The organism is Cupriavidus sp. P-10, assembly GCF_003402535.2.
Classification (GTDB): Bacteria; Pseudomonadota; Gammaproteobacteria; order Burkholderiales; family Burkholderiaceae; genus Cupriavidus.
Map to the genome: position 1 here is coordinate 2,807,551 of NZ_AP025171.1, position 25,912 is coordinate 2,833,462.

The 25,912-nt window shown below is 65.8% G+C and carries 20 protein-coding genes; 7 read left to right on the top strand and 13 right to left on the bottom strand.

From position 1 onward, the window contains the following. Window positions 1-53: 53 nt before the first annotated feature. The 3 genes from CTP10_RS29555 to CTP10_RS29565 are packed head-to-tail and all read right to left on the bottom strand — an operon-like array spanning window position 54 to window position 3,654. The gene (locus CTP10_RS29555; RefSeq protein ID WP_116319324.1) at window positions 54-929 is read right to left on the bottom strand and encodes an ABC transporter permease; all 876 of its coding nucleotides are present in this window, start codon (window positions 927-929) and stop codon (window positions 54-56) included. A 43-nt stretch (window positions 930-972) separates the two neighbouring features. Next, window positions 973-1,959, bottom strand: a complete 987-nt coding sequence (locus CTP10_RS29560) for an ABC transporter permease (protein ID WP_116319076.1) — start codon at window positions 1,957-1,959, stop codon at window positions 973-975. A 3-nt stretch (window positions 1,960-1,962) separates the two neighbouring features. Continuing rightward, complete coding sequence (locus CTP10_RS29565) at window positions 1,963-3,654, bottom strand: ABC transporter substrate-binding protein (RefSeq protein ID WP_233528097.1); 1,692 nt, start codon at window positions 3,652-3,654, stop codon at window positions 1,963-1,965. 279 nt (window positions 3,655-3,933) lie between these two features. Here CTP10_RS29565 and CTP10_RS29570 point away from each other — a divergent pair, with 279 nt between their 5' ends. Next, the gene (locus CTP10_RS29570) at window positions 3,934-4,506 is read left to right on the top strand and encodes a DUF2889 domain-containing protein (protein ID WP_116319077.1); all 573 of its coding nucleotides are present in this window, start codon (window positions 3,934-3,936) and stop codon (window positions 4,504-4,506) included. 27 nt (window positions 4,507-4,533) lie between these two features. On the opposite strand, the gene CTP10_RS29575 is transcribed toward CTP10_RS29570, so the two are convergent. From CTP10_RS29575 to CTP10_RS29595, 5 genes are all read right to left on the bottom strand, one after another. Next, a complete protein-coding gene (locus CTP10_RS29575) occupies window positions 4,534-5,502 on the bottom strand; it encodes a Bug family tripartite tricarboxylate transporter substrate binding protein (RefSeq protein WP_116319078.1) in 969 nt (322 codons plus the stop codon). Window positions 5,503-5,583: 81 nt separating this feature from the next. Then, complete coding sequence (locus tag CTP10_RS29580) at window positions 5,584-6,924, bottom strand: NAD(P)H-dependent oxidoreductase (RefSeq protein ID WP_116319079.1); 1,341 nt, start codon at window positions 6,922-6,924, stop codon at window positions 5,584-5,586. A 32-nt stretch (window positions 6,925-6,956) separates the two neighbouring features. Continuing rightward, a complete protein-coding gene (locus CTP10_RS29585) occupies window positions 6,957-8,651 on the bottom strand; it encodes an IlvD/Edd family dehydratase (protein ID WP_116319080.1) in 1,695 nt (564 codons plus the stop codon). A gap of 1 nt (window position 8,652) precedes the next feature. Then, on the bottom strand, window positions 8,653-9,579 hold the full coding sequence (locus CTP10_RS29590; RefSeq protein ID WP_116319081.1) for an NAD(P)-dependent oxidoreductase: 927 nt from the start codon (window positions 9,577-9,579) through the stop codon (window positions 8,653-8,655). Further along, entirely contained in the window at window positions 9,576-9,959 is a 384-nt protein-coding gene (locus CTP10_RS29595; RefSeq protein WP_116319082.1) for a VOC family protein, read from the bottom strand. Before CTP10_RS29595 ends, CTP10_RS29590 begins: the two co-directional genes overlap by 4 nt. Window positions 9,960-10,095: 136 nt before the next feature. Here CTP10_RS29595 and CTP10_RS29600 point away from each other — a divergent pair, with 136 nt between their 5' ends. After that, window positions 10,096-11,010, top strand: coding sequence for a LysR family transcriptional regulator (locus CTP10_RS29600; protein ID WP_116319083.1), 915 nt, complete (start codon window positions 10,096-10,098; stop codon window positions 11,008-11,010). A 10-nt stretch (window positions 11,011-11,020) separates the two neighbouring features. Here CTP10_RS29600 and CTP10_RS29605 read toward each other — a convergent pair whose 3' ends face one another. Then, entirely contained in the window at window positions 11,021-11,422 is a 402-nt protein-coding gene (locus CTP10_RS29605) for a GNAT family N-acetyltransferase (protein ID WP_233528099.1), read from the bottom strand. A gap of 233 nt (window positions 11,423-11,655) precedes the next feature. Continuing rightward, on the bottom strand, window positions 11,656-16,200 hold the full coding sequence (locus tag CTP10_RS29610; protein WP_116319085.1) for an AAA domain-containing protein: 4,545 nt from the start codon (window positions 16,198-16,200) through the stop codon (window positions 11,656-11,658). A gap of 367 nt (window positions 16,201-16,567) precedes the next feature. On the opposite strand from CTP10_RS29610, the gene CTP10_RS29615 reads away from it, so the two are divergent. Together CTP10_RS29615 and CTP10_RS29620 are read left to right on the top strand one after the other, a co-directional pair. Continuing rightward, window positions 16,568-17,257, top strand: coding sequence for an ArsR/SmtB family transcription factor (locus CTP10_RS29615; protein WP_116319086.1), 690 nt, complete (start codon window positions 16,568-16,570; stop codon window positions 17,255-17,257). Window positions 17,258-17,312: 55 nt separating this feature from the next. Next, complete coding sequence (locus CTP10_RS29620; protein WP_116319087.1) at window positions 17,313-17,819, top strand: DUF6630 family protein; 507 nt, start codon at window positions 17,313-17,315, stop codon at window positions 17,817-17,819. A gap of 22 nt (window positions 17,820-17,841) precedes the next feature. Here CTP10_RS29620 and CTP10_RS29625 read toward each other — a convergent pair whose 3' ends face one another. Next, window positions 17,842-18,780: a LysR family transcriptional regulator gene (locus CTP10_RS29625; protein WP_116319088.1), complete on the bottom strand. Its 939-nt coding sequence runs from the start codon at window positions 18,778-18,780 to the stop codon at window positions 17,842-17,844. A 226-nt stretch (window positions 18,781-19,006) separates the two neighbouring features. Here CTP10_RS29625 and CTP10_RS29630 point away from each other — a divergent pair, with 226 nt between their 5' ends. Then, the gene (locus tag CTP10_RS29630; RefSeq protein ID WP_116319089.1) at window positions 19,007-20,410 is read left to right on the top strand and encodes a carotenoid oxygenase family protein; all 1,404 of its coding nucleotides are present in this window, start codon (window positions 19,007-19,009) and stop codon (window positions 20,408-20,410) included. Between the two features lie 57 nt (window positions 20,411-20,467). Here the strand turns inward: CTP10_RS29630 and CTP10_RS29635 are convergent, their stop codons facing one another. Both CTP10_RS29635 and CTP10_RS29640 read right to left on the bottom strand, forming a co-directional pair. Next, window positions 20,468-21,553 (bottom strand): Zn-dependent alcohol dehydrogenase, encoded by a 1,086-nt coding sequence (locus tag CTP10_RS29635; RefSeq protein WP_116319090.1) that lies wholly within the window; start codon window positions 21,551-21,553, stop codon window positions 20,468-20,470. A 108-nt stretch (window positions 21,554-21,661) separates the two neighbouring features. Beyond that, window positions 21,662-23,314 carry a phospholipase D family protein gene (locus CTP10_RS29640; RefSeq protein WP_116319091.1) on the bottom strand — a complete coding sequence of 551 codons (1,653 nt, stop codon included), beginning with the start codon at window positions 23,312-23,314 and terminating at the stop codon, window positions 21,662-21,664. Window positions 23,315-23,798: 484 nt separating this feature from the next. Here CTP10_RS29640 and CTP10_RS29645 point away from each other — a divergent pair, with 484 nt between their 5' ends. Together CTP10_RS29645 and CTP10_RS29650 are read left to right on the top strand one after the other, a co-directional pair. Beyond that, complete coding sequence (locus CTP10_RS29645; RefSeq protein ID WP_116319326.1) at window positions 23,799-25,325, top strand: amino acid permease; 1,527 nt, start codon at window positions 23,799-23,801, stop codon at window positions 25,323-25,325. A 241-nt stretch (window positions 25,326-25,566) separates the two neighbouring features. Then, entirely contained in the window at window positions 25,567-25,911 is a 345-nt protein-coding gene (locus CTP10_RS29650) for a lysozyme inhibitor LprI family protein (RefSeq protein WP_116319092.1), read from the top strand. Window position 25,912: the final 1 nt, after the last annotated feature.

Genomic DNA, 25,912 nt, shown 5'->3' on the forward strand with positions numbered 1-25,912 from the left:
GGATTCTCCTGAAGGGAAGGCATAAGGGAAGGCATAAGGCCGCGCGGGCCACCTCAGCGGCTCTCGCGCGGATCGAAGACAGCGGCAAGCCCGTCGCCGATCAGGTTCAGTGCCAGCACCGTGATGCCGATGGCCACGCCTGGCAGCACGCAGACATACCAGTCGGTGCGCAGCACTTCGCGCCCGGCGCCGACCATGTTGCCCCAGCTCGCCACGTTGGGATCGCCCAGCCCGAGGAAGGCCAGGCTCGATTCGGTCAGGATCGCGGTGGCGACCATCAGCGAGGCCGACACCAGCACCGGCGTCAGCGTATTGGGCAGGATGTCGTGGACGATGATGCGGGCGTTGCTCGCACCCAGCGCTTCACTGGCGAGCACCATGTCGCCGTGGCGCAGGCGCAGCACTTCGGCGCGCACCAGCCGCGCCAGCGCCGGCCATGAGGTGATGCCGATCGCCAGCGCGATGCTGGTCACCGACGGCTGCGCGATGGCGACGATGGCGAGCGCGAACAGGAACGACGGGATCGTCTGGAAGAACGTCGTGAGCGCGCCGAACACGCGGTCGGCCCGGCCGCCGTAGAAGCCCGCGGCGATCCCGCCCGCCACGCCCAGGGCGACCGCCAGCGCGGTCGAGACCACGGCGATCAGCAGCGACGTGCGCGCGCCGTGGAACAGGCCCGCGGCGATATCCCGGCCGAGCATGTCGGAACCGAACGGGAAGGCACGGTCGTGCCCCGGCCACAGCAGTGGCTCGGTGGCCATGTCGAGCGGATCGCCGGGATACAGCCAGCCCGCGCTTACGGCAGCGGCCAGCACCACCAGCAACAGCACGCTGCCGGTAAGCGCGCTCGGCGACGACCACAACCGGCGCCACGCGCCGCGGCGTGGCCGCGGCAGGGCCGGGGCACCGGCATTGGATTCGCCGGCCACCCCGGCCGGCAACGCTTGATAGGACGAAGACACTTCAGTACTCCTAGCGCGGCAGCCGGATACGCGGGTCGATGCGCGCGTAGACCAGGTCGACGATCGCGTTGACCGCGATCACCACCACGGAGCTGCACAGCAGGATGCCGAGCAGCAGGTTGTAGTCGCGCTGGTAGAGCGCGTCGAAGGCGGTGCGGCCCAGTCCCGGCCAGGAGAACACGGTCTCGACCACCACCGCGCCGCCGATCACCGAACTGGCCTGCACGCCGACCATCGTCACCAGCGGCAGCAAGGCATTGCGCAGCACGTGATGGGTCAGCACGCGGCGGCCGGGCGCGCCCTTGGCGACCGCGGTGCGCACAAAGTCCTGGCGGCGCATCTCGATCATGCTGGCGCGCATCAGCCGCACGTAGACGGCCATGTAGAACAGCCCGAGCGTCACCGCCGGCAGCAGCAGGTGCCGCAACACGTCCAGCGCGTAGGCCCAGCCGGTCAGGCCCGATTCGACCGTGAACATGCCGCCCACCGGCAGCCAGTCCAGCCACACCGAAAACACCAGCACCAGCATCAGCCCGATCCAGAACAGCGGCGTGGCAAAACACAGCAGCGCCAGCGACGAGATCACCGTATCGAGCAGGCGCCCGGCGCGGGCGGCCGCCAGCACCCCCAGCGTGGCGCCGGCGACCACCGCGAAGGCGATGCTCGCGCCCATCAGCAGCAGCGTGGCGGGCAGCCGCTGCAGGATCAGGTCGAGCACCGGCATGCCCTGGCGGAACGAAAAGCCCAGGTCGAGCTGCGCCAGGTGCCAGAGATACTTGCCCAGCTGCACCCACAGCGGCTGGTCCAGCCCGAACTGCGCGCGCAGCGCGGCCAGGTATTCCGGCGTGGCGGCGCCGGCTTCGCCGGCCAGCACCTGCGCGGCGTCGCCGGGCGCGAGCCGCAGCAGGAAGAAGTTGACGACGGCCATCGCCACCACCCCGGCCGCCTGCAGCAGCCGCTGCCAGGCGGGCGTGCGCGAGCTCGTGTGCGCAGCCATCGGTCAGCGTGCCCCGTCGGCCTTGCCGGCGGTGGCAACCGTTGCATTACCGCCCGGCGGCACGGCAAACCACGCGTGCTTGAGCGACGCGTAGACCTGGTCGACACCGCTGACGGTATCGCGCAGCTGTGCCGACTGCACCGTGAAGAAGCGCAGCTCCAGCAGCGGCACCGAAGGCAGGTCGGTCTGCACCACGCTCTGGAACTTCCTGAACAGCTCCACGCGCTCGGCCTGGCTGGGCGAGCCCTGGGCCTGGTCGATCAGCCTGTTGGCCTCGTCGCCGCGATAGCCCGAACCGTTCGACCACGGGATGTTCTTGCCCACGGTATCGGCGCGGTAGGCGCGGGTGACGCCCACCAGCGGGTCGGCAAAGCCGGCGAACCAGACCACGGCCAGGTCGAAGTCGCGGTCGCCATAGACGCGCCGGGTATAGGTCGGCGTGTCCTGCGTGCGCACGGTGACGTCGATGCCCACGCGCTTGAGCGCCTGCTTGATGTACTCGGCGCTGCGCTTGTAGTCGTCGCCGTACGGCAGGTAGTCGATCTGGACCTTGAGCCGGTTGCCGTCGGCGCCGCGCTTGAGGCCGGCCGCGTCGAGCAGCGCCTCGGCCCTGGCCGGGTCGTAAGGGTACCTGGGCACATTGCCGTTGAAGAACTGGCCGAGCGTCGACACTACCGGGCTCACCGCCGGCTTGCCGAAGCCGAACCACACCACCTTGTTCAGTGCATTCAGGTCGATGGCATGCGCCAGCGCCTGGCGCACGCGCACATCCTTGAAGTACGGCCGGTCGACGTTGACGTCCATGAACAGCCACGGCGACAGCCAGTCATAGCCGCGCGTCTCCAGCTTGAGCGACGGCAGCTGTGCCAGGCGCTGCGCATCCTTCAGCGGCACCGGGTTGAACGGCGCGTACTGCGCCTCGCCCTTCTCCAGCGCGGCGGCGCGTGCGCTCGCGTCGGGGATGACCTTGAAGATGATCTTGTCCAGGTAAGGCTTGCCCTTGTCCCAGTAGTTGGGATTGCGCTCCAGCACGATGTAGTTGCCCTTGCTCCATTCCTTGAAGACAAAGGGACCGGTGCCGACCGGCTTGTTGTTGTACGGGTTGTTGAGGATGTCGGTGCCTTCATACAGGTGCCTGGGCAGCACCTGCGCGCCGTTGCTGTTGAGCGAGCTGAGCACGGCCAGCGATGGCTCCGAGAAGCGCAGCACCACGGTCAGCGCATCCGGCGTGTCGACCTGCGTGACCTTGCCGAACAGGATCTGGTTGCGCGGATGGAGCTTCTTCCACACGTTCTCCAGCGTCCATTTGACGTCCGCGGAGGTGAACGGCTTGCCGTCGTGCCATTTGACATTCGGGCGCAGGTGGAAGGTGAGCGTCTTCGAGTCCTTCGAGATCTCCCAGCGCTCGGCCAGCGCCGGCTTGAGCTTGAAGTCGTTGTCGTATTCGATCAGGCCGTCAAATACGTTGGCGCTGAAGAAGCCGGTCGGCGCGGCGGAATTCAGCGCCGAGGTCAGGATCACGGGCTCGGGCTGGATGATGGTGGTCAGCGTGCCGCCGGCGCGGGGCTTGTCTGCCGAGGCAGCGGGCGCGGCGCTGGCTTGCGCGGCGGCGCCAAGCAGGCCGAGGGAAAGCACTGCAGGCAGCAGCCACGCAAGCGGCGTGGCCGGCCGGAGGGTCCGGAGGAAGTTCGTCATGGTGGCTCGAAGCAGGACCGCGGCGCCTTGCGGGCGCCAGGGCAATGGAAGTCGCGGAACGACAGGGACCCCCAATATATGAAACGCGTTGCGCGCAGCGAACGAAGGTTTGCGCATGGCGATATGCGCGGCATGCGCCTATGCACATGCCAAAACGGCACTTCCGTCGTGCCACGGCCTGTGCCTGCGGGAGGCAGCCACCCTATATTGGGGGGCGACTTGCCGGGCAACGGCGTTCATCATGCATGGGACACAGCGCACGCCCCACAGGACCCACGCATGGAACCCATCGCCCCCCAGCCGGCGCAGCGCACGCTGCGCCACACCCGCCAGATCCAGTGCCGCGGCTACCACCGCACCGATGGCCTGTTCGACATCGAGGCGGAAATGCAGGACATCACGCCGCTACCCACGTCACTGCCGTTCGCCAGCGTGCCGGCCGGCGGGCAGATCCACCACATGCGCTTCACCATGACCATTGACGCGGAACTGGTCATCCGCGGCATCGAGGCCCGTACCGAGACCGCGCCAACGCCGTGGTGCGCCGCCATCAATGCCGCATACGCCGCGCTTGCCGGCCTGCGCATCGGCAAGGGCTTCCACCGCGAGGCCAAGGCGCGCCTGGCCGGCGCCAAGGGCTGCACGCACCTGACCGAGCTGCTGGGCCCGCTGGCGACCACCGCCATGCAGACCGTCATGTCGATCCAGCGCGACGCCACGCCGTGGCACACCAGGCTGGAAGGGCACGGCCCCATGCCGAAGCCGTGGGTCCTGGACAGCTGCCATGCCTACCGGGAATCCGGCGAAGCGGCAGCGGTGGTGTGGCCGCTGCACCGGCGCGCGGCCGCCTAGCGGCGGAAGAGCCGCCGCGCTTGCACGCTATTCGGCGGTGATGTTTCCGTCCTTGATCACCTTTGCCCATGAGGCGAGTTCCTGAGACACGAACCTGTCCAGGGACGGAGGGTCCATGTACGCGGCGAATCCCCCCTGCTCTTCAATCTTTCGTCGATAGTCCGGGCTTTCCACGGTCTTCCTGATCGACGCCGAGAGTTTCCTGACGACGTCAGGCGGTGTTCCTGCCGGTGCGAAAACGGCGAACCACGATTCGACGTTGTAGCTTGGCAATCCCGCCTCGGCAGAAGTCGGGACGTCGGGCATCGAAGGATGGCGCCTGGGACCGGTGTAGGCCAGCGCCTTGATCTTTCCGGCCCTGACCTGGCCGATGACCGATGGCGGCGTGGTCACGAACATGTCCACCTGGCCGCCAATCAGGTCGCTCACCACAGGGCCGGCGCCCTTGTACGGTACGTGCGTCACCGGCACCTGGGCTTGCTTGCCGAACATGACCCCGGCGATATGTTGAATGGACCCATTGCCAGACGACGCATAGAACACGCCCCGACCATCCTTCTTGCCAAACGCAATCAGGTCGCGAAGGTTTTGTGCGGGAATCTTTCCGCTGACGGCAACCACATGCGGGGCACGCATCACCAGCGCAACGGAAGTAAAGTCAGCTGGCTTCCAGCGCGCCTGGGGAAACAGCGCCGGATTCCCAACGTGGTAGCCCGAGTACTGCATGAGGAGCGTATAGCCATCGGGCCTGGCTCGTGCGACGGCTTCAGTACCGATGTTGCCACTTGCGCCAGGCCTGTTCTCGATCACGACGGGCTGGCCCAGGTCCTTTGACAATTGCTCGCCAATCAGCCGCGCAACAATGTCGGTCGACCCTGCAGGTGCGCTCGGGACGATCATTGTGATGGGCTTGCCCGGATAGGCATCGGCAGCAAACGCCGGCGAGGCCGCCGCGAGCACGAGCGTCATCACGGAGGCTTTCATGCTCCAGTTCATGTTCTGTCTCCTATCGAAGTATTTATCGACATATTTGCCGGAACGGATTTCATCCATCCCGGCTCTTTTGCTGGTTGCCTGTTACTTCCTGAACAGCGCTTCCATTTCCTTGCGTACGCGGTACGCCGGCTGTTCCGCGTCGATGACAACGTCATCCCAGGTCAGGGACTGGTCCTTGGGCACATCCCGACGCAGCTTCAGGTGGTGGGCCAGGCCGAGAGGCAGGCTGCCAACGCGCAGGGATTCCCTGGCGGGGAACAACTTGCCAAAGACCGTGTAGCCGCCTTCGCCATCCAGCATTTCTCCTGCCTTCAGGTCGCGCTTTGCCGTGGCGACCACATCAGCATTGAAGTGCTGGCCTACGCCGGTGGGCTCGCGGCGCAACCCCACGCTTGCCACGGAGATGCCGAGCTCCAGGCCGATGAGGTGCCATTTCTTGTACTGCACCATGCATCGGCCATCGGGGTCGGTAAAGACCTGGTACTCCTTGAAGCAGCGGCGGATGTACTCGGTCGGTGCCTCGACGCAGACCCAGACCCCCTTGCGGATGTCGTAGCCCACCGACGTGCCGTCGGGGTTCAGCGACGACACCACATCGACCACACCTTTCGCCGACAGGACTCCGCCTTCTGACTTGAGCCGCATGACGGTTGGAATCTTCTCGACAGAAGCCGGCGCAAAGGTAATGCCTTCGGCCTGTACCTGGAGCCCGGTGGCATTCGCAATCGCCGTGCTTTCAATAGCCGGCTTCGAGCCGTCGAGGAAGGCATTGAACATCTTCGGGTTCATGCCGCCGATGCGCGCCTGTTCGGCCGTCACGCCCCAGTGGTCCCAGACCGTATCGGGCGTCGATTCACGGAAGTGGGGCAACCATTTGTGGCCGCGGCCCGCAGCGATGACAGGAAAGCCGCAGGTACGCGCCCAGTCGACAAGCTCGCAGGCCAGGCCAGGCTGGTCACCATAGGCAAGCGAGTACACCACCCCAGCCTCGCGGGCGCGATGAGCGAGAAGCGGCCCGCAGAATGCGTCGGCTTCCACGGTTACGTTGATGACGTGCTTACCGTGCCTGAAGGCGGCCAGGCAGTGGTCGACCGCGGCAATGGGGTTGCCCGTGCACTCGATGATGATATCGACGCCAGGGTGTGCGACCAGTGCCTGCCAGTCATCGCCAACGTGCGTCGAGCCCGTGCGCATGGCATCGTCCAGCGAAGCTGCCTGCGCGCGACCAGCTTCCCAACCCACTCGGTCGAGGCTGGCATGGGCGTTGGCGGGCACCAGGTCGGCAATGCCCACCATATGCACGCCAGGCGTGCGCGGCACCTGCGCCAGGTACATCGAGCCAAATTTCCCTGCGCCGATAAGACCGACGCGCACGGGGTTTCCCTGCTCGGCGCGAGCGAGCAGCTGAGGATAAAAGTTCATGGTCAATCCGGTGTGGTTGAAGCGAACAGGTGTCAGCTACGAGGCTGGGCGAGGAAGTCAAGGTCGCAGCCTTCAGGCGCCTGCATGACGGTGCGCTGATAGAGCTCCTGATAGCCACCGCGCTTTCGCGGCAGCGGCTTGCGTTCGGCCAGGCGGCGGGCAATCTCCTCCGGCTCGACCAGCAAGTCGATCGTCTTCTGCGATACCGACAAGCGAATCCGGTCGCCGTTTCTCACCGCTTCCAGGGGACCCCGGGCTGCCGCTTCGGGAGAGACGTGCAGCACGATGGTTCCGTAGGCGGTGCCGCTCATGCGTGCATCCGAGATGCGCACCATATCCTTCACGCCCGCCCTGGCGAGCTTCGACGGAATGGGCAAGTAGCCGGCCTCGGGCATCCCCGCGGCGAGCGGGCCGGCGTTCTTCAGCACCAGGATGTCGTCAGCGGTGACGTCGAGGTCGGGTGAATCGATGCGGTTTGCCAGGTCTTCCAGACCCTCGAACACCACGGCGCGGCCTTCCTTCTCGAACAGGGCGGGCGTTGCCGCGGCGCGCTTGAAGATGGCGCCATCGGGTGCGAGGCTGCCGTGCAGTGCGATCAGGCCACCCACGTGGCTTATCGGTTCAGAGAAAGCGCGGATGACCTTGCGGTCAACCCAGCCGGCAGGCTCGTCAAGGCGTTCACGCAATGTGCGGCCATCAACGGCCAGGCAGTCCAGGTTCAGCAAGGGACGCAGTTCGCGCAGCACGGCTCCCATGCCGCCCGCGGCATGGAAGTCCTCCATGTAGCCCTCGCCCACCGGCTTGAGGTCGACCAACACCGGCGTTTCATCCGAGATTTCGTTGAGGCGTTGCGGGCTGATGCGGATGCCAAGGCGACCCGCCACGGCAGTCAGGTGAATGATGGCGTTGGTCGAACCGCCCAGCGCCATCAGGACACGGAAGGCGTTCTCGACTGACTCCTGCGTCATGATCTGCGAGGGCAGGAGAGGCGAATGCGCAAGCCGTACGGCCGCCCTGCCGCTCTCTTCGGCGGCCACCAGGCGCTGGGAATCCACCGCGGGAATTGCAGCCGTACCCGGCAGCGACATGCCCAGGGTCTCGGCGATGCATGCCATCGTGCTGGCGGTGCCCATGACGGCACAGGTGCCTGCGGTCGTCGCCAGACGTGTCTCCACGGTCTGGATCTCGCACTGGTCGATTTCCCCCGCGCGAAACTTGCCCCAGAAGCGGCGGCAATCCGTACATGCGCCCAGTCGCTCACCCTTGTGCCGCCCCGTGGACATTGGGCCGGTGACCAGCTGGATGGCGGGGCGATTGGCGGAAGCGGCGCCCATCAGCTGCGCCGGCACTGTCTTGTCGCAGCCACCAATGAGCACGACCGCGTCCATGGGTTGCGCGCGAACCATCTCCTCGACGTCCATGGACATCAGGTTGCGGTACACCATGCTGGTCGGGTTGAGGAACACTTCGCCCAGCGAGACCGTGGGGAACATGCGCGGCAGGCCGCCGGCAGCCAGCACACCGCGGGAAACGGCTTCCACGAGTTGCGGCATGTAGCGATGGCAGTTGTTGAAATCGCTGGGTGACGCGGCAATGCCGATTACCGGTCGGGACAGCAGTTCATTGGAGATGCCCATCGAATGCGCCATCGAGCGGCGCAGGTAACGCGCAAAGTCGCGGTCACCGTAGTTGGTCAATCCGTTGTCGAGGCCAAGCGGTTCAGCCATGTTACGTCTCCGTGTGGGGTGCTGCGGCGCTGAACTGCACGGCCAGCATGTCTTCAAAAAACCGAGTCATCGAGCCCTTGTCACTAGCTCCGTGGCCGGTCAACAGGCTCATCTGGTAGGTCGCGGTGGCCGCGGCAAGCACCGGCATCGGGATGCAATGGCGGGCGCCCAGCTCGGCTGCGCTGACCAGGTCCTTGTAGGCGGCCTGAAGCGGATAGCCATCGCTGAAGTGGCGCGCCAGGATGCGAGAAAGGAAGAACTCCGACGCATAGCTGCGTCCCGTGCCGCTATTGATGACCGCTGCAATCTTCTCGGCATCAAGCCCCATTCGCCGTGCCATCGGCAGGATCTCCGCCAGCGCCGCGCAGTTGATGTCGAAGAGCAGCTGGTTCACGAGCTTGGTGAGCTGGCCACTGCCGGCGTCCCCCATGTAGAGGATGTTGTTGCCCATGCGCTCAAGCCATGGCTTCACCGTCTCGAACGCCTCCTTCGCACCGCCACACATGACGGTCAGCGTGCCGGCTTCCGCGCGCGATTGCATTCCCGACACCGGGGCATCGAGGAACGCGATACTGGCCGCCGCCAGACGCGAATGAATATCCAGCGTGGCGCCATGCTCCATCGTGCTGGTATCGACCACGACGGCGCCCGGACGCAGCAGGCTTGTCAGCCCGCCCTCGCCGAACAGCACGTCCATCACCGCCGCGGTGCCGGGCAGGCTCATGAACACAATTCGCGCGTCGGCGATGCCAGCCAGGGACTCGGCCGTCGTGGCGCCAGCGGCCTGCAATGCCGGATAGGCGTCCCGCACTTTCGACGTGACGCGCAGGTCCGTATCGGCATGCAGGAGATTCAGGGCCATCGGCTTTCCCATCTGGCCGAGGCCAACGAAGCCAACGATGGTGCGGTCGGGATTTGCGGCGCTCATGCGTCGGCCCTCTCGGAGATTTCGATCAGGTTGAGGTCGGGGTCGCGCAGGTAGATCGAGCGAATGCGGTAGCTGGCCCCGGTACGGGCCACTGGCCCTTCGATGATTTGCGCGCCCCGGGCATGCAGTCGCGCAATGACTTCATCCAGCGGAACCGCCGCGATAAAGCAAAGGTCCAGGGCGCCTGGTACGGGAAGATGGGCTTTCGGCTCAAACTCCTTGCCCTTCACATGCAGGTTGATTTTCTGCTCGCCGAACTTGAAGGCTTTGCGGCCTTCGCCGAAGGTCTCGAGGGCCATTCCCAACAGGCCGACGTAGAAGTCGACACACGCTTCCTCGTTGCTTGTGGTCAAGACCAGATGGTCCAGGTGATGAATCACCAGCGTCTCCTTTCTTGCAGTTTCGCGAATGGCTCGAATGTATGCGGCCAAAAGGAGGCGGAGGAATGCCTGATTTCGCATGGATCCTTCGCGTTTTGCGAAGGGAGACGGCAGTACTGACTGCTAAGATGCCTGCATGTCACAGGACCTCATCAATCCTGCCCGTGTTGATTTCGTCACTTTGCGGCTGTTCTGTGCAGTGGCGCAGACGGGCAGCATCACCAAGGGCGCGGAGCGGTGCAACCTGGCGCTGTCGGCCGCAAGCAGACGGATTTCGGACTTCGAGGCCGCGTCCAAGGCAATCCTCATGGAGAGGACGGTTCATGGCATCCGGCTGACACCCGCCGGTCACGTCGCGCTTCAACACGCGATGCGCCTCTTCCAGGGATTCGAGCTGTTCAGCAATGAGCTGAGCGAGTATTCGAATGGGTCGCGGGGGCATGTCCGGCTCTGGGCGAACATGTCCGCCCTGGTCGAATTCCTGCCTTCTGCGCTAGAGAGCTTCCTGCACCTTTACCCAGACACCCGTGTCGAGGTCGAGGAGCAACTCAGCGGTGACATCGTCCGTGCAATCGTGGAAGGAATGGCCGACGTAGGCATATTCGTCGAGGGGCCGCCAACGCACGGCCTGAACGTGCTTCCCTACCGGACCGACCGCCTCGTCGTGCTCTGCTCGAAGACGCACCCGTTGGGCGGCGTCGACGAAATCGACTTTCGCAGCTGTCTTTCCTATGATTTTGTGGGCCTGAATCGCGGAAGCTCTTTGCTCAATACCATCTCCACCGCGGCGCACGACATTGGCTTCCCATTGCGGCTGCGCGTCCAGGTCCGGAGCTTTGATGCCATGTCCGAGATGATTGCTTCGAATCTGGGGATTGGCGTACTCCCCTTCGGCGCATGCTTCAGAAAGCTCGAGCCGCTGGGCCTGAAGGCGATACGCCTCGTGGATGACTGGGCAGAGCGAAGGCTGCTCATCGCCACGAGCGCCTCCCGCGCCCTGTCTGGCTCGGCTGCACTGCTCGTCGAACATTTGGGCAGGGCGCCCGATTGAATGATCAGCCTCAGTTGAGATGGCGCGCCATGTAGTGGGTGCGGGCGCCAAAGCTGCGCAGCAAGTTCAGGGACAATTGCGTCTCGCGAACCAGGCTGTCGACCGGGGTCAGGCTGAACCCATGCCGGGCGAAAAAGCCGGGGTGTTCGTTGGTCAATACCGTGGCGTTCGAGCAGCCGCAGGCGCGCGCTCTCATCAGCAGTGCGCTGACGATGTAGGTAGCCAGCCGGTGTCCGCGAAATTCCGGCAGCACCGCCGCCGTATGGATGGCGAAGGTACGGCCGTACTGCTCCCCATACGCGCAGCCAATAATCCGTCCGCCAAGCTCTGCCACATGGTAGAGCCTGCTGACGCCGCCCGCGTCAGCGAGCGTCAAGCCGCAAGTCTCCAGCACCCCTGCAATGGCTTCCATATCATTTCCCGAAGCCGCACGGAGTCGAACGTCTCTGATCATTTTGAACGCAGCGCTATGGCACCTCGCCTCTTCAGAGAGTAGTCGTTCGACCAGCTTCTGGGGGCAGGCACACCGAAAATCGCAGACTATGCCGTGGTGCAGACATGGCTGTCATCACCCAAACAAGTGGGTAGTGCGGGCTTGCGCACATGATGTGCAGCAGTCTGCACGCTTAGGCCGAGCTTCGGCTGTCATCTGTAAACAGCAGGCGCCTGCACTGTGGAAGGCGTCCAAGTCCTCGATTCGACCAGGCGGGGCAGCTCGGCAACCGTGCCAATGGGTTCTATGCCCAACGCTGCCAGCCGCTCCACCAGTTCCTCGAAGACCTCTTCCTTGCGCAAGCACCAGGTCGAGGCGAAGCAGCGCCAGAACGTCCAGCCCGCGCGCTCCAGAATGCGCTGCCGGTTCATGTCGCCGGCCCAATGTTCCGGGCCATGGTAGGCATCTCCGTCGCACTCGATGGCCAGGCGCGCGTCGTTGGCGCCCTCGACCACCATATCCAGTCGGTACGCCCCGCTCTTCACTTGCGGGATGACCCGGTAACCGCGCTGTACGAGCTTTGTGAAGACCTCGCGTTCGAAGCCGGATTCACACAGTTTGACCAGGCCGTCCTGGTCGCCCACATCTTGCGCGACCTTTGGCTTGCTGAAGTGCTCGAGCAGCGTCATCCGGATGTCCTTGTCGGAAACCTGCTCCGCCGTCACGGAGCGGACCAGGTACATCCGGTCGCGCGCGCGGCTGGCGGCCACGTTGAAGCGCTGGTCGTAGGCGTTCCCCGAGAGCGGGTGGCAGCGTTCGGGGTCAGCCACCATCGACAGGAACATGATGTCGCGCTCGCTCCCCTGGAAGGTACGCGCATCACCGCAGTCGAACTCGCGGCGCAGGAGTTCGGTGGCGGGGCAACGCTCCCGAACCATCGCATCGATGAACTTGGCCTGTTCCATGCCCAGCAGGGAAACCACGCCGATAGTGCGCCCGGCATAGCGCTCGTCTTCCAGGATGGCGCAGATTTCCGCGGCAATCGCTTCCGCTTCCAGCCGGTTGCAGTCGTGCCGGTCCCGCATGCCGCCCGGCACGTGGATGTCGATGAGCGGCGGGTCAAGGCGTTGCGACGCCAGCGGGATGCGCAACGGCTGGATTGCGCCTTTGTAGAACTGGTTGGAGTACGCAATGATGGGCGGCACGCAACGGAAATGCTCGCGCAGCATGACCTGGTCAGCGGCAAAGACCCGCGCAGCCAGGTCGTAGAGCGACTTCTCCGGCGTCATGTCCTGGCCGTAGGGCTGGTCGCTCAGGAACCGGGTGCGCAACTCGTCAATCGCGGCGCTGGACACGAAACCGCCATCCGGAGAGACCTGCTTGTCGTCGCCCACCACCAGGACTTTCTTGGCACGCACGATTGCCGGTAGCGCCCACAGGTCGGACTGGGAGGCCTCGTCGACGATGACCAGATCGAAGGCGCCGATGTCAGCGGGCATCGACTCTGAAATCTTGGCGTGGCTCATGATCCAGCATGGAACCGCGCCCGCGGCGTCCAGCATCGACTGCTGCGCGTCGCGCCGGTAGCGCACGGCATTGGGCCCGGTCCCCTTCCCGATGCGCCGGATGGCCGTCGCATAGCCGGCCAGCGCCTGCAGCACCTTCGGGCTGGCATTGCGCTTGGTCGCCAGCCAGGCTGCCTTGCCCACGACATCCTTGTACATCTGGGCCAGCGCGGCCTCGAGATCCGTGCGCCGGGCGTTCAGCGCCACCAGTTCCTTGCGTGCCTCGATCTTTTCCAGGTGCGTGCGTATGCGAGCCCAGTTCCAGGCCTCGCGCCAGGTGGCGGGGAACGCCGGATCCTCCGCCCCATTGGCCACTGGCACGCATGACACCCTTTCGGCAATGCGCGCACCGCCTGCTGCATGCAAGCGAGCGGCGCACGCCTTCACCCGGCCGATGACGGGGGCGAGCCCGCGCACCCGACGCAGTTCCACCATCAGTTCGGTGTACTCTGCCGCGACCCGCGCGCTTTCCTTCTGCGGACTCCCCAGTGATTCGTCGATGAAGTCCTGCAGCTTCTGCGTGACCGGCCCGCCCTTGCCGGCCAGCCGTTCCTGCAACTGGCTAAGCGCGATTGCTGCCTGCGCCAGTTCCGCGCGTGTCAGGTGCTGCATGATATGGCCGCGAACGACCTCATAGTCCTCATGGCTGCCGAAAGCCAGGCCCGCGGGCGGGCGTGCAAAGACGGCTTCGCCTGCCCGGTGCAACAGCGCGTCGAACCGGGTCGCCATGCTGTGCGCCTTCCTGGCTGCCGCGGTGACCAGCTCCACCATGCGCAGTTGAGCGACGCCGCCCAGCAAGCCGGGCAGTTCAAGGACCTCGGCCACGGGATTCCAGCGGCTGGAGAAGGAGAGGACCTGCTCGTGCAGTTTCAGGTAGGACTGGACATGTTGCCAGTCGTCATGGGATGACGGCGTCAGGCCATTCACCTTCACCCTGGCAATATGTTCCTTCGCTTCCCCCGCGCCAAACGCCATGAAGCCGAATGGCTTGCCAGTCGTGGCCGCGCGCCCCACGGCCTCGACCGTCCTGGCATGGGCCAGCGCTTCCGAAGGGAAATCCACCGGCCGCTTCATAAAGGCCGAACGCGCCTCCACCAGACGCGCCGCATCGTCGAAGAGCGCCTCCAATGCACCGATTTCCGTGGCATATGACGGCTGCGCGCACTTGCGGCGCAGTGCCCCGGGCCATTCGGCTTCGGCCTCGGCCATGGCTTTCAGCGCGGCCTGGGCTTCGCCAAGCTGGGCCAGCAGCGCACGGGCGGACTGCAGCACATCGGGCGTCAGCGCCCGCAGCGCAGGGAGTTCGCCAGTTTGCGTCGCGGCATCGAGCGACTTCAGCTTGCACAGGTGCGTGTGCAGTTGCGCAATATCGGCTGGTTGCGGCAATTCGTCCGGGCTGGGAAGGTCCGCTGCCAGGTAGGCCAGGTCCGCTCCAAGCTGGCGCCGGTCTTCGCGCAACCGCGCCGATTCCTCGGTGGAAAGCGGTGGCGCGTGCTGCGGATCCAGCGACAGTTCATCATCAAACCATGCATATTGCGGTACGCCCTTGACGACGAGCTCGGCCAGTTCCTCAGCCCGGTAGCTCGCGCCGTCGACCGGGGTCTCGGCCAGCTGCTGCATGGCGATTTCGTCCACGCGCCGGTCAATGCTGACCAGCTCATGGTGCGTGTGGTCGATGGCCCGATGCATCCGGTCGATTTCGTCCCGCGTCGCCTGCGGATCGAGCTGCGAAACCTGATGCTGGATCGCCTCGATGGAAGCCTGGAACTGGCGGATGCCATCGCGATCGCCGGCCAGGAGCGCAACCGTCAGCGGCTGGACTTCCTTGGGAATCTTGCCTTGCAGTACCTCCAGGGCCGGTTCGCCCTTGGACGTCACCAGCACCCGCTTGCCGGTCGCCAGGTAGTGGCAAATGATGTTCGCGATGGTGTGCGTCTTGCCCGTGCCCGGCGGGCCTTGCACCGTCACGCCGGCGGCGCGCTCCAGGCGCTGCACGATGGTGACCTGCTCCTGGTTGTAAGGCAACGGGAAGTACAGCTCCCTGGTCTCGCCCTCGCCTGCCCCACCTGCCCCACCTGCGCCACCGATGCCGCGTCCCGAGAGCCCACGGAAATTGACCGCATGGTGGTCGAGCGGCGTATCCGAAGGCGGCGTCACCAGGGCCAGCGGACCATCGGGAATCTCGCAGCCGGCTTCCAGCTTGCCGCGGATATTCTTCAAATCGGCAACCAGGTAGTTGTTCGATTTCGGGCGAGTGAACAGCACCCAGGAATCGCTGACCACCAGATGCTCCCCGGCACCTGGTGCGTCTTCACCCCTGGCAAGGACCTCCACGTAGCTGCCTCGGCTGTCGAGGTTGCGCGCGACCAGTTTGAGCACGTCGGCGTAGCTTGACGCCGAGAACGGGGAAACCGGTGTGTCCTGGTGCCGGGAAAGATGCGCCTGCATCGCTTTCTCGCACTCCGAAGCGCCGTGGATGCCACATGCGACGAAGCCATCCATTTCACAACCAGGCTCGGCAGCGCGCGGCCGCACCTCCAGGGACATCGATTCCGTGTCCAGCGAGATTTCAAGCGGCTGGGTCAGCAGCGGATACTGGAAGTCAAATGGCTTTCCCTCGAAGCCCAGCTTCCAGCTCGCCATGCCCAGGCCCCAGACAAATTCGACCGGGTTCGCGGTCTGCTCGGCATGCAGCTGGTGTCGCAGCGCAAACAAGTCGCTGTAGAGCGAAATGGTTTTGCGCCGGGGCTTCTCGCGCGCGGCCCACTCCTGCCATTTGCTGACATAGGCGACAAGCGCGGCCTCTGCTTCCACACGCAGGTTGTCCGCCAACGCCAGATGCTCTGCCTCCGGGGCATCCTTCTGTGCGTTGCGAATCAGTGCGTCGAGCGCGGCCTCGATGAGTTGAGGCAGCTTGCCGCCGGGATCCGCATCTATGCGGAAAGCTTTACTGAATCGCCCGGAATCTGGCGTGGGTGGCGCAACTTCTTCCAGGCGTTCGACCTTCAGCCAGATGTGGTCGCCTTCTTCCTGAACGTCAAAGCAGACGCCAGGCAGGTTCGCCAGGTCTTTGGGGAAAAGCCGCGGCAGGGCCGATTTCCCAATCTGGAAGGCCCGCGGGTCGATGTCTTTGAGTTGCTCTTCGATATAGACGAACAGGCGATGGAGCAGCTCGCGCGGCGAAATGGACATGTATTACCTCGAATTTATGATGCGGCCAGCCTGACCGGTGCAGCCTGTCGTCGTAGGGCAGCTATTTGAGCAATATTTCGGCGGCTTCTCAAGGCGCAAGCAGCGTGGCCGGTAAAGCGGAGACTGAATTCCAGCGAATATTCATTGCGCTGTTGGTACTTGCAGACTGCGTGGAACGCAGGCCTATTTTCGATGCATCGGCGATGCCGATCGGCGTTACGCCAATTCAAGGTAAAGCTTCTCTGACTCCCGTTGGACAAGGGAGGTTCGCAACCCGCCTGCCCGTCGCCTGGCAGCAGTCCGAACTGACTTCTTCCCCATGTCCGGCTCTATACTGTGCATTGCACCCTTCACCCGGAGCCGAATCATGGATTACACCCCCGGTATCAGCCAGCTGGCCGGCCTGCTCGCCGACCCCGGCCGCGCCGCGATGCTATGGGCCCTGATGGATGGCAGCGCGCGCCCCGCGGGCGAACTGGCGCTGATCGCCGGCCTGTCGGCGTCGTCCACCAGCGGGCATCTGGCGCGGTTGACCGAGGGCGGGCTGCTGGCCGTGGAGACGCGCGGGCGCAACCGGTACTACCGGCTGGCCGCGCCGGAGATCGGCGTGGCGATCGAGGCGCTGGCGTCGGCGTCGCTGGCCAGCCGGCCGCCGCGGCTGCGCGACGTGCCGGTGTCGCGCACCGCGCCGCCGGCGCTGCGGCAGGCACGTACCTGCTACGACCACCTGGCCGGCGAGCTGGCGGTGGGGCTGTTCGAACGGATGACGCTTAGCGGCTGGCTAGTGCTGGACGCGCAGCGCGTGGAGCTGAGCAGCGACGGCACGCAGGCGCTCGCCGGGCTGGGCATCGACATTGCTGCGGCGCGGCGCAAGCGGCGCCAGTTTGCCTGCACCTGCCCGGACTGGAGCGAGCGCAAACCCCACCTCGGCGGCGCGCTGGGTGCGGCGCTGCTGGGCAGCCTGCTGGAGCGCGGCTGGGTCGAGACCACGCGCACATCGCGCGCGTTGCGCGTGACAGCGGCGGGCCAACGCGAGATCATGCGCATCGCGGCATGAATCGCGGCATGAATCGCGGCATGATCAAGCCGCACAGCACCACAGGAGATCTCGCATGGCCACACCTCTGGACGATGACACGCAGGACGCGCTCGCGCGTTTCTTCGCCCTGATCAACCTCGATGACAGCGCGCAGACCGCGGCGCAACTGTCGATGTTCGAAGACGCGCTGCTTGACGCCGAGGACGACGACACCGACGGCGGGGAGCTGCTGTGGGTGGTGCGCGAAGTCATCGACTGGCAATCTGGCTTCTTTGTCGACTGGAAGGACTGCCAGTCCTTGATCGGCTGCCTGAACCAGCTGTGCGAGCGCATCGACCTGGAAATCGACTGGGGCACGGACGAACCCGAGGAAGAGTCGTTCCTGGAAGGCACCAGCGTGCCCGAGCTGATGGAGCTGGCGCATAACCAGCTGCGCGTGGCCGGCTATACGCTGTGGAACTGGGATACCGGCGGCGACGCCTACGCCGGCTGGATCACGCGCAGCGAGGACGATGAAGAGATGCTGGAGCTGGCCGAGCAGCTGCGCTTCGAGGTCCGGCCCGCGGACCAGCCTTACTGAGCCACGCGCCGGGCTATGGCGGCTACGGCGCCAGCGTTTCCCGCTTGCGCGCCGGCGGGCGCCGCGTCTCGGGCACGCCGACGGTCTGCTCCAGCACGTCCAGGAACACGCGCACGCTGGCCGGCATCAGCTTGCGCGCCGGCATCAGCACGTAGACCTTGAGCGGCGACGAGGCATAGGCCGGCAGCACCCGCACCAGCTGGCCCTGCTCCAGCTGATCCTGCACAAAGCGCGGCGACAGCCGCGTCACCCCCAGCCCGTCGATGGCCGCCTTCAGCCGCAGCTCGGCGTTGTGGGTACTCATGCGTGGCTCCACGTCCACGCGCGCGATCTCGACGCCGTCGCGCAAGAATTCCCAGTGCTTGTCATCCGCGTTGCCCAGCGTGGGCCAGCCGTGCAGGTCCTGCGGCGTGCGTGGCAGCCCGCGCGCGCGGATCAGCCCCGGCGCGGCGTAGAAGCCGCGCTCGATCAGCACCACGCGCTTGCTGGCGAACGAGGTGTCGTGCAGCCCAGTGTTGGTCATGACGAAGGCCAGGTCGTAGCCATGACGGACCAGGTCGGGCTGGTCCCAGCTGACATCGACCTGCACGCGCAGGCCGGGGTGCGCACGCAACACCCGCGTCAGCGTTTCCGACAGGTGCTGCGAGCCGACTTCATACGGGGTGGAGATGCGCAGCACGCCGCTGACCTCGGCGCTGCCCGAGGCGGCTTCGGCACTGATCTCATGCAGCTCGGCAAACAGCGGCGCGACCCGGTCATACAGTTGCTGGCCGCGCTCGGTGACGCGCACCCGGCGCGTGGTGCGCTCGAACAGCCGCGTGCCGAGCTGGCCTTCCAGCCGCGCCACGGCTGCGCTGGCGGATGACTTGGGCACCTGCGCCAGTTCGGCGCCCTGGGTAAAGCCGCCGCCTTCCACCACGCGGCAGAAGACTTCCCAGTCTTTCCAGTCGATTGTCTTCATGCGGGAGTGGGAGCGGTGGGCGCGGTGGGGGTTGGAGGCGGCAGCCATGGAGGGACGGCATTGTCCCACAGTGTGGACAATAGCGCCGATCAATGCAAATGCCCCGCTGCGGCGGCCCCGTCGACGCAAATACACCTTGAGAACTTGGATGTAAACGCTCTAAAACAATCGATACGGTGCAGTGCCTGCAATCCGACGCCCGCCAAGAATCCAGGAGACCCGCGCCATGACCCAGACCTTCCCGCCCCTGGCCTGCCTGGCCGGCAATTTCGCCCCGATCCTGATGGAGTGCGATGCGCACGACCTGCCGGTCAGCGGCGAGCTGCCGCGCGCGCTGCACGGCACGCTCTACCGCAACGGCCCGAATCCGCAGCACGCGCCGCGCGACGACCACTACCACTGGTTTATCGGCGACGGCATGGTGCATGCCTTCCATATCGAGGACGGCCGCGTGCGTTACAACAACCGCTGGGTGCGCACCAACAAGTTCGAGCGCGAACGCGCCGCGGGACGCGCGCTGTTCGGCAGCTGGGGCAACCCCGCCACCACCGATGCCTCGGTGCAGGGGCAGGAAGACGGTGTCGCCAACACGCATATCGTCTGGCACGCCAACCGGCTGCTGGCACTGGAAGAAGCCGACCTGCCGGTCGAAATGGATCCGCACACCCTTGCCACGCGCGGCAACTGCACCTTCGGCGGCGAACTGGCGGGTGCGTTCACCGCGCATCCAAAGATCGATCCGGTCACCGGCGAGATGGTGTTCTTCGCCTATGCCGCCGCCGGCCCCTTCACGGCGACGATGCGCTATGGCGTGGTCGATGGCGATGGCCGCCTGGCGCGGCTGGAACACTTTGAGGCGCCCTATGCCAGCATGGCCCACGACTTCATGGTGACGCAGCGGCATGTGCTGTTTCCGGTGATGCCGCTGACCGGCAGCATGGCGCGCGCCAGGCGCGGCGAGCCTGCCTATGCGTGGGAACCGCAGATGGGCACGCATATCGGCATCCTGCCGCGCGGCGGCAGCGTGGCTCAGATGCGCTGGTTCCGCGGCGAGGCATGCTACGTGTTCCACGTGATGAACGCGTGGGACGACGGCGAGCGCATTGTCGCCGACGTGATGGAATACCCGCGTGCACCGTTGTTCGGCGCCGCGGAGGGCGCGGACAATCGCGCACGGCTGTGCCGCTGGACCTTCGACCTCGGCGGCAATACCGACACCTTCACGCGCGCCTGGGTCGACGACATGCCGGGTGAATTCCCGCGCATCGACGAGCGCTTTGCCACGCTGCCCTGCCGCCATGGCTACTTCGCCTCGCGCCAGCATGACGCCAGCGTTCCCGGCACCTACGACACGCTGGTGCACCTGGACCTGCGTACCGGCGCGCGGCGCAAACATGCATTGCCGGCCGGCGACCTGGTGTCCGAACCGGTCTTCGTGCCGCGCGCGCCGGACAGCGCCGAAGGCGACGGCTGGCTGCTGGCTACCGTCTATCGCGGTGGCGAGCATCGCAGCGACCTGGCGGTCTATGACGCCGCTGCCATCGAGGCCGGCCCGGTTGCGCTGGCACACCTGTCGCATCGCGTGCCGTTCGGCTTCCACGGCAGCTGGCGGTGCGCCGCGCAGCCCTGAGACAAGCGCTTACCCGACGCTTAGCCGAACGCTTACCCGAACACTTACCCCAAACACCTACTCGAACAGGATTACCGAACGCGCCAGCTCGCCACGGCGCAGTTCGTCGAAGGCATCGTTGATGCGCTCCAGCGGCAGGCGCTGCGCGATCAGCTCGTCCAGGTGCAGCCTGCCGGCCATGTAGAAATCGACCATGCGCGGCATGTCCACCGGGAAGCGGTTCGAGCCCATCAGCGAGCCCTGGATGCGCTTCTCGGCGAGGAAGTCGCTGCCCTTCAGTTCGATCTTGACGCCCGGCGCGATCATGCCGATCACGGTGGCCGTGCCGCCGCGGTGCAGCATGGCAAAGGCCTGCTCGGTGGTCTGCTTCAGGCCGATGGCCTCGAAGGCGTGATGCACGCCGCCGCCGGTCAGCGCGCGCACGGCATCGGGCACGTCGGCATTGCCGGCATCGATCACGTCGGTGGCGCCGAACTTGCGCGCCAGTTCCAGCTTGGCCGGCACGCGGTCGATGGCGATGATGCGGCCGGCGCCGGCTATCGCGGCACTGTTGACCGTGGCAAGGCCAATGCCGCCGCAGCCGATCACGGCCACGGTCTCGCCCGGCTGCACCCTGGCGGTGTGGATCACTGCGCCCATGCCGGTGGTGACGGCGCAGCCGATCAGCGCGGCGCGGTCCAGCGGCATGTCGCGGCGGATCGCCACCAGCGCGTGTTCGTGGATCAGCATCTGCTCGGCAAAGGCCGACAGGTTCAGGAACTGGTTCATGGGTCCGCCCTGCCGTGCCGTCAGGCGCGGCTCCTCGCCTTCCCGGCGGCGGGTATCGGGCTCGACGCACAGTGACAGGTGCCCCGTCAGGCAATGCTCGCAATGGCCGCAGTACGCCGACAGGCAGGTGATGACGTGGTCGCCGGGCCTGACCGTGCGCACCTCGGCGCCAACCTGCTCGACCACGCCGGCGGCCTCGTGTCCCAGGATGGCCGGCATCGGGTACGGATAGGCACCGTCCAGGAAATGCAGGTCAGAGTGGCAGACGCCCACGGCAGCGGTGCGCACCAGCACTTCGCGCGGGCCGGGCTTGCCGATGGCAACGTCTTCGATCACAAGCGGGGTCTTGGGTTGATGCAGGACGGCGGCTTTCATAACGCTCCTTTGCGGCGGGCGTGCCGGGGCGGCACAGTGCAATGAAGCCAAAAACCATATCCGCAATCCATGGTTCAGGGAAGGCGCATGGCAGCAGCGCCACGATGTTTACAACTCTTCCTTGATCGGGAGCACACGCAGCACGCCGATGCCCAGATGTTGCAGCGCACCCATGCCCGGCTCGCTGTCATAGGTGGTGAGCTGCCCGCTCTCGCGCGTGGTCCACGTCAGGCGTGCGTTGTTACCGTCTGCATCGGTGCGCACGCCGATGCGGTAGGCCATGTCGAGCAGGCCGTCCTCGGTGGACTTGATCATGCGCTCGGCCAGTGCCGGGCTGTCTAGCACGATCCCCATCTCGGTGTTCAGCTTGGCCGAGCGCGGATCCATGTTGAGCGAGCCGATGAACACCAGGCGCCGGTCGACGATGTAGTTCTTGGCGTGCAGGCTGGCGCGGCTCGACGACATCCAGGAGCGCGAGCGCGAACCCTTGGCGGCCTTGCCGCGCTGCGCCAGCTCGGCATTGGCGCTGGGCTTGAGTTCATACAGCTCGATGCCGGCGGCCACCAGTGCCTGACGGTGCGGGGCATAGCCCGCATGTACGGCGCTGACATCGGTGGCGGCGAAGGAATTGGTCAGGATGCGCACGCGGATGCCGCGCTTTGCCAGCGCGATCAGCCAGGCCTCGCCGTCGTCGTCGGGGACGAAGTATGGCGAGATCAGCAGGACTTCCTTCTGCGCGCCGCTGATCATCTTCTCCAGGCGGGCGGTGGCATGGCCGGGTTCGTCATGGGTCTGGTGGGTGATCTTGGCGGCCTTGTCCGAGACCACCGTGGCCTTGCCGGTGTAGGCCGGCATATGACCGCTTTCGATGCCCTTGGCCAGGCCCGAATCGAGCAGTTCCTGCACATACTGGCTGGCCTTGGCCTGGTCGCCACGCGCTTCGAGCCGCTTGCGCAGGTTGCGCATTTCCACCGGCGCCTCCTTGCCCTCGGGGATCAGCGCCACCACCGGGTAAGAAGATTCGTCATTCCAGTATTCATCGAAGACCGCCGAAACCTGCGGCACCGCAGGACCGGCGATCAGCACGTCGAGGTCGCTGAAATCCATGTCGGTGCGGGCGGAGAAGTAGGCGTCGCCGATATTGCGCCCGCCCACCACCGACATCTGGTTGTCCACGGTCATCGACTTGTTGTGCATGCGCCGGTCCAGCCGGCTGAAGTCCCCCAGCAATTCCAGCCAGCGCAGGCTGCGGTTGGCGAACGGGTTGAACAGGCGCACTTCGATATTGGGATGCGAATCGACCGCCGACAGGATCTTGTCCAGATCGCCGCCGGTGCGCAGGTCGTCGAGCAGGATGCGCACGCGCACGCCGCGGTCGGCGGCGTCGATGATGTCGCCCAGCACCGCGGCGCCGGTGCCTGTGGGCTCGAGGATGTAGGTCTGCAGGTCAAGGCTGCGCTGGGCGGCGCGGGCCATCGCCAGGCGCGCGGCCAGCGCATCGGGGCCGGACGAGAGCGGGTAGAACAGCGACTCGCCAGGGCGCTGCGCGAGACGCGGAGCCAGTGCCTTGCCCAGTGGCGTGTCGGCGGTGGCGGCCGGCGCGTTGGACGGCGTGCGTTGCGCCGCTGCCGGCAGGCTGGCGCATCCGGTCAGGAGCATGGCCAGCACCACGGCCAGCGTGATCGCCAGCGGCAGCCCGCCCAGCGGCAAGCGCTTGCGGCAGGTCTCGAACGGATAGTGGCAGAAGAAAGTCTGGAACATCCATGGATCTCCCTGCGCCGGGAAGGCGCTGGCCCGGGACGCGCCGTGCAGACGACTGCACACGGACTGCATGTGGCGTGCCAGACCCGCTATCACGACAATACACCGCGCAAACAGGTGACGGCAGCGGTGCCATTCCTTTCCGCGCGGGGTCGTTGTCCTACATGGCTTGTGCAACGCGACATGGATTGCGTTGCGCGCATGTACTGCGGTTGCATCAAGGTTGCGGCTTTTCCTGCGCTGCATTTTCTCTTATGATCCGGCCGCGTAGCCGGGCTGTATATACCGCCCGGTATGCTGCCCGGTATGCTGCCCGGTATGCTGCCCGGTATGCTGCCCGGTAGGCCGCCCGACAGCGGCGCCGGTTGCGGTACCGACGTGGGTACCGACGGCGGCACCGTCTGTGGCCCCCTCGGCCCGCGTTGCCTCCGCAGGCGATCCCCGGCATAGTTGCGCGCTTTTGCGCGTCCCGACCCAAGTCCAGATGTCCAGCCAACCTTCCAATTCCGGCGCGCCAGCGCCCACGCTGCGCCGCACGCTGCGCGCCCGCCATCTCACCATGATCGCCATTGGCGGCTCGATCGGCACGGGGCTGTTCGTGGCGTCGGGCGCCACCATCGCGCAGGCCGGGCCCGGCGGCGCGCTGGCCGCCTACATCCTGATCGGCGCGATGGTGTATTTCCTGATGACCAGCCTGGGCGAGCTGGCTGCGTACATGCCGGTATCGGGATCGTTCGCCACCTACGGCGCGCGCTATGTCGATGAAGGCTTCGGCTTCGCGCTGGGCTGGAACTACTGGTACAACTGGGCGGTGACCATCGCGGTGGAGCTGGCCGCGGCGCAACTGGTGATGCTGTACTGGTTCCCGGACACGCCCGGCGTGCTGTGGAGCGCCCTGTTCCTCGGGCTGATGTTCGCGCTCAATGCCATCTCGGTGCGCGGCTTCGGCGAGGCCGAGTACTGGTGCGCGCTGGTCAAGGTGGTGACGGTGATCGCCTTTATCGGCATCGGCACGCTGATGATCTTCGGCATCATGCGCGGCGACATGCCGGCCACGCACGGCCTGGCCAACCTGACCCTCGGCGATGCGCCCTTCGTCGGCGGGCTGCCGGCGCTGATCGGCGTGGCCATGATCGCCGGCTTCTCGTTCCAGGGCACCGAGCTGATCGGCGTGGCCGCCGGCGAATCGGCCGACCCGGCGAAGAACATCCCGCGCGCGGTGCGGCAGGTGTTCTGGCGCATCCTGCTGTTCTATGTGCTGGCGATCCTGATCATCGGCATCCTGATCCCCTACACCGATCCCAGCCTGCTCAAGAATGACGTGCAGACCCTTGGCGTGAGCCCGTTCACGCTGGTGTTCCGCCATGCCGGCCTGGCCTTTGCCGCCGGCGTGATGAACGCTGTGATCCTGACCGCGGTGCTGTCGGCCGGCAACTCCGGCATGTACGCATCGACCCGCATGCTCTACAACCTGGCCACCGAAGGACGCGCGCCGCGCATTTTCGCGCGGCTGACGCGCAACGGCGTGCCGCTGATGGCGCTGCTGGCGACCACCGCGGTAGGCGCACTGTGCTTCCTCACCTCGCTGTTCGAAAGCAAGTCGGTGTACCTGTGGCTGCTGAACCTGTCGGGCATGACCGGCTTTATTGCGTGGCTGGGCATCGCGGTCAGCCACTACCGCTTTCGCAAGGGCTTTGTCGCGCAGGGCCATGACCTGTCGCGCCTGCCCTACCGCTCGCCGTTCTTCCCCTACGGGCCGATCTTCGCCTTCGCGCTGTGCCTGATCGTCACGCTGGGCCAGAACTACCAGGCCTTCACCAGCGGCAAGATCGACTGGGTCGGCGTGACCGCCACCTACATCGGCATCCCGATCTTCCTGGCGATCTGGGCGGGCTACCGCATCGTGCGCAAGACCCGCTTCGTGAGCTATGCCGAGATGGAATTCCCCGCGCTGCCGGCCGGCGGCAATGGCGCCATCATGCGCGACGCCGCCCCGGTGCCGGGAGAATAAGCGCGGTTCCCGAACGCTTCATGACAAGCAGTCAATAAAGCAAACCAGCACAACAACGCCGGAGACCTCGGTCGCCGGCGAGCGGGTGTACGCCACGGACGGCAAGCCCCGAGCGATGGCGCCGCGCTGCCCCTCTGCGGGCAGCGCGCTATCCGCACGCTATGCTTGAGGCAGGCGCGCGGCGCGAAAGCGCCGCGCGCTTTTTTTGTTTCGACGCCATCCATAGCCTGAGGACAGCCCGATGCGTAGCCGCCACCGCCTTTTCTCCCTGGCCCTGCTGGGCGCCCTCGCCGTGCCGGCCGCCAGCGCCGCCAGCTTCGACTGCGGCAAGGCACGCCTGTCCGATGAAATCGCCATCTGCGCGGACCGCTCGCTCAACGACAAGGATGTGGAACTGGCCACCAAGTACAAGCTGCTCAGCGGCCTGTCCGCCATGGGCGCGCGCGGCACCATGCAGGACCAGCAACGCGCCTGGCTCAAGCTGCGGCGCCAGTGCGGGCGCAATGTCGAATGCCTGAAGCAACGGTATAACGAGCGGCTGGGGGAGCTGGACAAGGTCTATGAGGGGATTCAGAAGCCGTTGTAGA